The sequence below is a fragment of the Microcoleus sp. PH2017_24_DOB_U_A genome (genome assembly GCF_020738205.1).
GTDB lineage: Bacteria > Cyanobacteriota > Cyanobacteriia > Cyanobacteriales > Microcoleaceae > Microcoleus.
The window spans coordinates 238,251-246,499 of record NZ_JAEQCT010000016.1 but is presented as its reverse complement, the minus strand read 5'-3'; the positions used below and the strand labels follow the sequence as shown (position 1 = coordinate 246,499).

The 8,249-nt window shown below is 46.7% G+C and carries 4 protein-coding genes; 3 read left to right on the top strand and 1 reads right to left on the bottom strand.

Annotation, left to right across the window (positions count from 1 at the left end):
* Nucleotides 1-172 precede the first annotated feature (172 nt).
* The gene (locus JGK07_RS01790) at nucleotides 173-901 is read left to right on the top strand and encodes a gamma-glutamyl-gamma-aminobutyrate hydrolase family protein (protein ID WP_293195652.1); all 729 of its coding nucleotides are present in this window, start codon (nucleotides 173-175) and stop codon (nucleotides 899-901) included.
* A gap of 6 nt (nucleotides 902-907) precedes the next feature.
* On the opposite strand, the gene JGK07_RS01785 is transcribed toward JGK07_RS01790, so the two are convergent.
* Nucleotides 908-1,369 (bottom strand): SRPBCC family protein, encoded by a 462-nt coding sequence (locus tag JGK07_RS01785; RefSeq protein WP_293223519.1) that lies wholly within the window; start codon nucleotides 1,367-1,369, stop codon nucleotides 908-910.
* A gap of 525 nt (nucleotides 1,370-1,894) precedes the next feature.
* Between JGK07_RS01785 and JGK07_RS01780 the strand changes: the two genes are divergently transcribed.
* Both JGK07_RS01780 and ppk1 read left to right on the top strand, forming a co-directional pair.
* Complete coding sequence (locus tag JGK07_RS01780; protein ID WP_293290678.1) at nucleotides 1,895-5,629, top strand: HEAT repeat domain-containing protein; 3,735 nt, start codon at nucleotides 1,895-1,897, stop codon at nucleotides 5,627-5,629.
* 341 nt (nucleotides 5,630-5,970) lie between these two features.
* Entirely contained in the window at nucleotides 5,971-8,154 is a 2,184-nt protein-coding gene (gene ppk1, locus JGK07_RS01775; RefSeq protein ID WP_293174478.1) for a polyphosphate kinase 1, read from the top strand.
* The last annotated feature ends 95 nt before the right edge of the window (nucleotides 8,155-8,249 follow it).

Sequence of the window (8,249 nt, the reverse complement as noted above, 5' to 3'; positions counted from 1 at the left end):
AATTTTCTGGTGGCATGGGCTTCTAGCCCGTGCAAAAAACAGGCAAGATGCCTGTTCCACAATCAGTAAATTTTCTGGTGGCATGGGCTTCTAGCCCGTGCAAGAAAAACTTATTGATAATACTAGAATATCCTAGAACTAATGTAAATAATTATCTCCCACTCTCTAAAAAATGAAAAAACATCCCATCGTTGGTATCACAACTTACTGTCGCAGTCAAGCAGGCGAATATTGCCTCAACGGAGCATATATTGATGCAGTGCAGGCAGCAGGTGGTATTCCAATTTTACTGCCTCCCAATCAATTAGATCCGGCTAGTATTTTTGATGCCGTAGATGGTTTGATTTTTTCAGGTGGTGGAGATATCAATCCAGAACTTTATGGCGGTTTTGTCGATCGCACGGTTTACTCGGTTAACGCAGAACGCGACAATTTTGAGTTAAGCTTAGCTAAGCTAGCTTTGAGGGCTGACATACCCGTGTTGGGGATTTGTCGCGGAATGCAAGTCCTGAATGTAGCCAGCGGGGGGAATTTGGTCGTGCACGTACCGGATGCTTACGGAGAGGAGGTGAATCACCGACAAGAAAACCCGATTCGTGCGATCGAGCATATCATTAAAATAGACCCCGACAGCCGGCTAGCAAAAATCATGGGAACTACCTCTACAAACGTCGTTTCCTGGCACCATCAAGCCGTACAAACAATGATTCCCGGCTGGCAAATTGTAGCACGAGCACCCGACGGTTTAATAGAAGCAATCGAATACAAATATCACCCTTGGATGGTAGCAGTTCAGTGGCATCCAGAAATGTCGCCAAAAAGTCTCCCAAACTGCGAACTTTTTCGGGCTTTTGTCGAAGCAGCAGCTTCCAAGTTTATGAATTATACTAAATCTGCATGAAAATTTTCAGCCATTATTTGCATTTTTTTCGCACTCTCGCTTAGTGACTTCGTGGCGGTAGCGAAACATATCAGTTAACCGTATTTCTACCCACCAACCTAACAGCAAATCGACAATCGGGCCGCCCGGTATCGAAAATGCGATCGCATCCGTCAATCGGGTCTGACCATTTTCTGTAGTAAACTCGTGTCGGTGAGTCCAACGTGCCATCGGCCCCTCAGTTTGTTCGTCAACAAACAAGCGATATTGTTCGCATTCAGTATGAGTCGCCACCCATTTTACTGGAATCGGCCCCAATAACAGCCGAAATTCTGACACAGCCCCCACATCGAGTCCCCCTTCGCGGCGGATGATTTTCACCGGTTGCCAAGGCGGAGTCAACAGTTGCAGAATATCCGGCCTTTCGTAAAAGTTCCAGACTGTTTCAACGGTGGCGTTTATCAGCGACGAGTATCTAAAATTGGGCATTGTAAGAAGAAGGAAGAAGGAAGTTCGGCAGCGGATGTAACGGATGTAACGGATGTAACGGATAGAATTCCCGATTACCCATCATTGATTACCGATTACCCATCAGTTCTGCCGTCATTAGGAAGAAGGAAGAAGATATATATACAGTAAGTTTTTTAGCTATCCATACTTGACGTTGAATTAGCAGGTGGATTTACTGAGCGTTGGGTTAGACTCAGGGCGAACGCATCTAAACTTTATGTTAACACAATCTAGTATATTGGAGAAGAATTATTGACTACATACAAAACATTTAATTAGAGTTTATATATAACTACTCAATAACCGCTGGTGATTTTCGAGAATCTGAACGATAGCCAACGATTTTAGGTGGTTCCAGCCTTCCTATTCACTGATTTACCAGCGGTTTTTGTATTTTTTCAGCGGTTTTTGAGCAGTTACCACTCGGTTTTCAACTGACGGTGACTGTTAAGCAGACAAATTCCTGAAGCTATCGATCGCAAATAAAGTCGATCGCCTACAATCATGTATTCGGGTGTGTCGCCACAAAAAATCCTTAGCCAAACATCAAAAATCGAGCGGTGTCGCCACAAAAAATCCTTAGCCAAACATCAAAAATCGAGCGGGCGACGCACCTGTCCACTCGTGCGATCGCAAATAAAGTCGATCGCCTACAATCAAACTAACCCCCTAGAGCCTGAAATTAGGAGAAACTGTCAAATGCTAGATGCTGCGTTATTGGGAGGACTTTTCACAGTCGTGTGGCAAGCCATATTGGGGACTCAAGTTAATGATGCAGCAAAGCACCTTTGTTTGACCGGAATCAAAAAAGTATCACGAAACGGGAAAATAGTCAATCACGATTTAGAAAAAGCGCTGAAACGTTCTTTCTTGAAAGCTCAACAACAAATCGCCTCAGAATGTCATAAAGAATTGGTTGAGCCATCTCGCAGGGCTTCTAAAGGAATCGTTATTTACTTACCTCAACACCGTCCAGATTTAGAATGGCTCGATAAGAAGATTAAGCAGTTAAAATCTGAATTGGAAAAAGTCGATAAAGAAACAGTCCCGTCTGGGATTCCGATTGAGGGTTTAGATGAAATAGAATTGCTGCTGACTGCGACAGATGAGTTAAAGCAGAATCGGGTAGCAGAAGTCAACCAAAAACTGCTGGAACTTGCCCTGGAAAATTGCGATGTCGCACCCTACAAGACAAAATTAGAGCAAGAATTGTTTGCCTTAGTATCTGCATACTTTGCTCAGGAAATCAAGGAAAATGACAAGGTTTTTCAGATTTTTACCGGGCAGAGTTTAACGCGGATTGATAGCAGAACCCAAGAGATGTATGCTTGGCTTGAGGAGATTGTGGAAAAGAGCCGGATTGTTTACCAACCGATTGACTGGCGGGATATTTGTCAGCAGATATTAGACGAGAAAGAACAGCAGCGACTCAGTAGCAATCAGCTAACTTTTGGCAACCATCAAATTGATGATGTTTATGTACCGCTGGGATTGGTGGAACGGCACAAAGTGACTCAGCAGCGCGAGAATCTTGGGGCTGAAAAAGGTTCAGATTTGTACCGGGAAAAAGAAGTTACTCAAACATTTGAACATAGCGAGTTTCTCGAACAAGTGATCCAGCAAGGAATTAGCCCGAAAAGCAATGGGAAGCGATTAGGAATTATTGGGGAACCGGGGGCGGGGAAAACAACGCTGTTGCGGCAGATTGCGAATTGGGTAGCGACGGGCATTTCGGAGGCTATGGTAATTTGGGTATCCTTGGCGGATTTGCAGGGGAAGGAATTAGAAACCTATTTATTTGATAATTGGTTGGTGGCGGCAATTAAGAGAATTGGGAAGGCTGAGGCGACGGCGGATATTAAGGATGATTTTTTAGCACAGTTTAATGCCGATCGCGTTTGGTTGGTGTTGGATGGGGCGGATGAGATGGCGGTGGGTGATGGGAATCCTTTGGCGGAAATTGAGCGGCAAATTAGGACGGGTGGCTGTATTCAAAGGGCGCGGATTGTGCTAAGTTGTCGGCAGAATGTCTGGGATGCGATCGGCTCTGCGTTGGATAGTTTTGATACTTATCGCACTCTGGAGTTTTCCTATCCCGAACAGGTGGAAATGTTTATTGATAAGTGGTTTGGAACCCCCCTTAACCCCCAGTTTGGAACCCCCCCTAACCCCCCCTTGGTAAGGGGGGAGACAAGAGAAGAAGGGGACTCTCTTACTCCCGGTTTCTCAACGCAGGCGACAGGAGAAGGCGACACTCTAACTCCCCCCTTCTTAAGGGGGGCTGGGGGGGCTCTTCCCCTTTCTTTCCCAGCCCAAAATACAGAAGAAACTCTAACTCCCTCCTTAGCAAGGGGGGCTGGGGGGGTGCTTTCTCAACAGCTACGCGAAGCATTAGCAGCATCAGGAAAAGAGCGAATTCGAGATTTAGTAAAAAATCCCCTGAGATGTTCGTTATTGTGTGGCACTTGGCAATCCTTGGATGGGGATTTGCCAGATACTAAGGCTAAGCTTTATCAGCGGTTTGTGACTACTTTATATCAGTGGAAAAAACCGCAATTGAATTGGATTCAGCAGCAGGATTTGAATGCGGCTTTGGGGAAATTGGCACTTTCAGGGATGTTAAATGAAACGTCGCGGTTTCAGTTGCGAGAAAGTGTGGGATATCGGGTGATGGGTGCATCGCAGTTTGAGTTAGCTTGTCGTTTGGGTTGGCTGAATTTAGTGGCGAGGGATGGGGAGACGCTGGAAGGGATTTATGCTTTTTACCATCCGACGTTTCAGGAATATTTTGCGGCGTTGGCGGTTGAGGATTGGCACTTTTTCTTGAATCATATTCCCCCAGAGGGCGGGCACGGGGGCACCGCCCCTACTGGGGTGTACCGGATTTTTGAGAAGCAGTGGAAGGAGGTTATTTTGTTGTGGTTGGGGCGTGAGGAGGTAGGGAAGGAGAAGAAGGAAGGGTTTATTAATAGGTTGGTTGAGTTTGAGGATGGGTGTGGTGATTTTTATAATTATCGTGCGTATTTTCTAGCGGCTGCGGGGATTGCTGAGTTTAAGGATTGTAGTTTTGCTGATGAGATTGTGTCGCAGGTTATTAAGTGGGGATTTGGTTATTTTAATGAGGAGAAGAAAGAGTGGCAAACATATTCTGATCCAATTGCAGAGGGTTCAAGGGACATACTGAAAGAGACGGATCGGGGGCAATGCGCGATTTACCATTTAGTGGAGTTAATGTGTACTTCTCAGATTGATAAAGATACCCAGATAGAAGTAGTAAAAGAGTTAGCAGAAATAGGTGGATCGAACCCAGTTGCTATGTCCGGTTTAGTGGAGTTGATTGGTACTTCTGAGGATGATAATACCTGGAGGAGTGCCATAAATAGCTTAGGAAAAATCGACAAAGATAACTCAGTTGCGATCTCAGCTTTAGTCGATTTAATCGGTACTTTTCAGGATAAAAATACCCAGAGGAGAGCGGCCGTAAGCTTAGGGAAAATATGCAAAGATAACGTAGTTGCGATCGCCACTTTAGTCGATTTAATCAGAAATTCAAATGATAACATTGCCCGGTGGCAAGCGGCAGATATCTTAGGGGAAATTATCAAAGGTAAACACTTCGTCCTCGCACTCTCAGGTTTGAAAGATTGTCTAAATTCCGAAGTCTACGAAAACGATTTTAATCGCTATAAAGATCGCTACCCAATTATCTGGGCCTGTGCCCAAAATATGACTTACCCAGAATTTTATCAAGCATGGCACACCCAACCCACCAATTCCCCAACACCCGATCGCAACCACCGACAAAATACAGATATCCCCACACTCCTCAAACAACTCCAATCCACCGATAAAACCTTCCCCGTTCCCCTCAACATTCGCGCGTTAGAAGGCGAAACAGATATAAGCGCGATCGCCCAAGAGCTCTGTACCCAACTATATCAAACAATCTTCCCCGCAGATACAGACATCCCCGCCATTCGCAACGCCCCCGAATTCAAGCGATTAATTCCCCAACTCAAAAATCGGCTGCAAAAACAGCACATCGCCTTAATTTTGCACTCCTGTCCCTGCGAAGATGCGCTTTCGTCTTTCACCCGCAAACTCGCCGACACTCACATGGGAATTCATATCGCCTGGATTACCGATACACCGCTGGAATTGCCGCTAACAGGTTTTGCGGTGGATGGAGATGATTTGTTGAATGCCGTGCAGAGTTGGATTGGGGGGATTGGTTCGTGATGTTGGGGCGGATGTATTCAGAGACTGCTGCTTGTCGCCGAGGCCAGATCCCCCCTAGCCCCCCTTAATAAGGGGGGGACAAGAATCCGATCAAAGTCCCCCTTCTTAAGGGGGATTTAGGGGGATCTGGCTTCGGCAACAAACAAGAAATACAAAATGTGCGATCGTACACAACATAAATCATAAAGCTCGATCGCTCTTCCTCTCCAACCCCTCGCTCGTTCGGGTTTTGTCTGTCTAGACGCGATTTCAATCGCCCGCTACTGCGCCGCTACCCCAATACTACTGCAATACTAATGGTAAAGATACGATCGAGCCTCCCCGCAAGACCCCCGCAAACCATGTCCAAGCCAAAAAAGACCCCAGTCAAAACCTACACCGAAATCAACCTCAGCGACCCTCAATACTACTTCAACAGAGAACAAAGCTGGCTAGAATTCAACAACCGCGTGCTCCACGAAGCCCTAGACCCCCGCACGCCCCTCCTCGAAAGACTCAAATTTCTCGCTATTTTTAGCTCAAACCTAGACGAATACTTCATGGTGCGAGTGGCGGCCCTCAGACAGCAAGTAGAAGCAAAAGTCACCAAATTAACCTCCGATGGTAGCACGCCCCAACAACAGCTAGATGCCATCAACAAGCGGCTTTTGCCGATGGTAACTCAGCAACACGCCTATTTTGACCAAACTCTGCGGCCCAAATTAGCAGCAAGCGGCATCCACATTCTCGACTACATTGACCTCAATCAAGAACAACGAAATTACTTGCACCGTTACTTCAAAGAACAAGTATTTCCCGTACTCACTCCCCTAGCAGTTGACCCCAGCCACCCATTCCCATTCCTCTCCAATCTCAGCCTCAATTTAGCAGTAGTTGTCAGAGATCCCGACACCCGCGAGGAATTGTTTGCGCGGGTTAAAGTACCGCAGGTTTTGCCGAGATTTTTGCCCTTACCGGCCCATTTGCAGTGGCAGCAAAGGGGCAAAACTCCTGTGTGGACGGGCGTACCTTTAGAACAGGTAATCGCCCACAATTTAGAGGCTTTGTTTCCGGGGATGGATATTCAGGAATATCACCCATTTCGGATTACTCGCAATTCCGATTTGACTGTCGAGGAAGATGAGGCAGATGATTTACTGCTGGCGATTGAACAGGAACTCCGCAAGCGCCGGTTTACAGGTTCTGCGGTACGGATGGAAATTCCAGCGATTATGCCGCTTGCGCTGCGAGATATGCTGATGGATGAGTTGGATCTCGGCGAGCAGGATGTTTACGCGGTGGAGGGGCTGTTAGGCCTCAAGGATTTGATGTCTTTTGTGGGGCTGCCTGTGCCGGAACTCAAAGACCCGCCTTGGACTCCGGTGGTGCCGCCGCGCTTGCGGAATTCGGAATCGCCAATGATTTTAGGCAAATCGATGTTGGATGTTGAGGATGGTGAGGATATTTTTACGGTCATCCGTCGAGGGGATATCATGCTACACCATCCCTATCACTCGTTTGCAGCGACTGTCCAGCGGTTTATTACTGAGGCGGCGAACGATCGCTCGGTGTTAGCGATTAAGATGACTTTATACCGCACTTCTGGTGATTCGCCGATCGTCAGCGCCTTAATTCAAGCAGCGGAAAACGGCAAGCAAGTAGCTGTTTTAGTAGAGCTCAAAGCCCGGTTTGATGAAGAAAATAACATTAATTGGGCGCGCAAGTTAGAACAAGCAGGAGTCCACGTCGTTTACGGTTTGGTGGGACTCAAAACCCACACTAAGGTTGTGATGGTAGTGCGCCGCGAGGACAAATGTATTCGCCGCTACGTCCACATCGGCACGGGAAATTACAATCCCAAAACAGCCGGACTGTATACGGATGTCGGTTTGTTGAGTTGTCGCGAGGATTTGGGTGCGGATTTGACAGACTTGTTTAATTATTTAACCGGTTATTCGCGACAGCTATCTTATCGTAAATTGTTGGTGGCGCCTGTCAATATGCGCGATCGTTTTTTAGCATTAATCCGCCGCGAGGCCGACGAATGCCGCTTGAATGCGGAAAGCGGCACTCGTAGCTGCGGCCGGATTGTCGCTAAAATGAATGCTTTAGTTGACCCTCAAATTATTGTTGCTTTGTACGAAGCTTCGCAAGCGGGAGTTAAAATTGATTTGATTATTCGCGGGATTTGCTGTTTGCGTCCGGGCGTTGAGGGTGTTAGCGACAATATCAGAGTTATCAGTATTATCGGCCGCTTTTTAGAGCATTCGCGGATGTTTTATTTTTTCAACCGTGGCAGCGAAGAGGTGTATATTGGTTCTGCTGACTGGATGCAGCGCAATCTTAGCAGGCGGGTTGAGGCGATCGTCCAAGTCGAAGATCCGACTATAGTAATGGAATTGCAAGAAATTCTCGGTGTGATGCTGGCGGACAACCGTCAAGCTTGGGATTTGCAGCCTGGGGGACACTATTCTCAGCGGCGGCCACCTGCTAATAACCCGGAGGTTAACTCTCAGCAGATTTTGATGGATATGGCGATGAATTAGTCAGTTGATAGTTGATAGTTGACAGTTGACAGCGGTCAAATTTTGCAGTTAGTCGTGGTCAGTTATTGTTAGTTATTAAGCTGTACTGCATTTAA

Bases quoted from the DNA above. Each gene is read 5' to 3' on its own strand.
- ppk1 (WP_293174478.1), top strand. From the start codon at position 5,971: ATGTCCAAGCCAAAAAAGACCCCAGTCAAAACCTACACCGAAATCAAC.
- JGK07_RS01790 (WP_293195652.1), top strand. From the start codon at position 173: ATGAAAAAACATCCCATCGTTGGTATCACAACTTACTGTCGCAGTCAA.
- JGK07_RS01780 (WP_293290678.1), top strand. From the start codon at position 1,895: ATGTATTCGGGTGTGTCGCCACAAAAAATCCTTAGCCAAACATCAAAA.
- JGK07_RS01785 (WP_293223519.1), bottom strand. From the start codon at position 1,369: ATGCCCAATTTTAGATACTCGTCGCTGATAAACGCCACCGTTGAAACA.